Here is a 1,464-nt window from a genome sequence, read left to right as displayed (position 1 = left end):
AGCGCGTCGCGGCCAAAGACCGTGGCAAACCAAGGCACCCCGGCGTGGGGATAGAGCCCATAGGGGGTGCGGGCCAGCATCATCACCAGGTCGTCCCGCGAGGCGTTGAGCCACTCGTTAAACTGGGCGTTGCCAGTATCGATGCGGTGGGCCAGAGAGCGCAACACGGCCCGCTGCTCCCGCTCCGCCTGCAGCGCCTCCTGGTAGCTCAAGAGCGGGATCTCCTCGCCGCCATAGCTGCAGACGACCCTCACCTCTAAGTCCCGCTCCTCCTGCGGCGCCAGCGGCACCCACCACTGCGCCAGCTTTTCCGAAACCACGTCCGGCGCAGGAGAAAACAAGATCCGGGTTTGCCGCTCCACCCCGTCCAGGCCGTGGTAGCGCAAGGTTACCCCTTCTGAGCTCACCTGGGCTGGCAGCAGTTGTCCCCGCTTTGTCCGCCGGATGCCGCGAATCTCAAACATATCGGCAAAATCGGCCTCAAAGCGCAGGGTAAGCGGCACCCGAAACGGCTCCGAGCCGTAGTTGTGGATGCGAATCCGCTCGTAGGCCACGTTGTTCCACAAAAAAGTAGTCCGCAGAACATGCAGAGTATCTTGACCGATAAACTGCCCCTTCGAGGTGGTGAACTCGGGGTTGGTCAGATCCACCGCCAGAATATCCTTGTCTTCCCGCACCTCTGAGCTGAGCAGCAAAAACTGTTTCCCCTGCAAATCCAAGACCAGCCGTGACAAGAAGCGGGTATCGTCGCGAAACAGGCCGTGATCCCGGATGCCTAGGGGGCGCATGTTGCCCAAGCGGTCAAAAATAGCAAAGCAGTTGTCCTGCTTGAGGACATGGGGACGCGCCTCCACCATGGAAGCGCTGGCGCGGATGTAGTACTGATCCTGAATCTGGATGATGTCTTCGGCCATCTGCGTCTTCCCACCCAACCAAAGGAGCAAAACAGTAGCCCCCCAGATAGCCCCGGCTTTACCTAGGCAGGGTTGACAGGCCGGGGGTGGCTTTCTTCGAGCGCTCCTGCCGTTCGTTCACCAATTGGTTGTAAAGAGCCTCGTACTCCGACACCATCCTCTCAACGCTAAACCGCTCCTCAAACACCTGCCGCACCCCAGCTCGGTCAAGGGATCCCACCTTTTCTACTGCCTCCACTGCCTCCTCCACCGAGTCCACAATAAAGCCGGAGCGGCGGTCGGCCATCACTTCTGGCACCGAGCCAAAGCGAGTGGCAATCACCGGCGTGCCACAGGCCATCGCTTCAATCATTACCAGCCCAAAGGGTTCCGGCCAGCGGATGGGAAACAGCACCGCATAGGCCTTGCCCAAGAACTCGCTCTTCTCTTGCTCGGTGATTTCCCCCACGATCTCCACATTGGGGTGGCGGCTGGCCAAAGGCTTAATCTCTAACTCATAGTACTGGCGATCCACGGCGTCAATCTTGATAGCAGCTTTCAGCGGCATCCC

General features: G+C 59.8%; 2 protein-coding genes. Both read right to left on the bottom strand.

What is annotated here, in order from left to right; all coding sequences use genetic code 11:
- A partial coding sequence (locus tag NW857_RS12935; RefSeq protein WP_414369195.1) for a glycogen debranching N-terminal domain-containing protein occupies positions 1-914 on the bottom strand: 914 nt, incomplete at its 3' end.
- A 58-nt stretch (positions 915-972) separates the two neighbouring features.
- On the bottom strand, positions 973-1,464 hold a 492-nt coding region (locus NW857_RS12930), incomplete at its 5' end, for a glycosyltransferase (protein ID WP_414369194.1).

Source organism: Synechococcus sp. H55.9 (assembly GCF_047462355.1).
Classification (GTDB): domain Bacteria; phylum Cyanobacteriota; class Cyanobacteriia; order Thermostichales; family Thermostichaceae; genus Thermostichus.
This window is presented reverse-complemented; position numbering and strand designations above follow the sequence as displayed.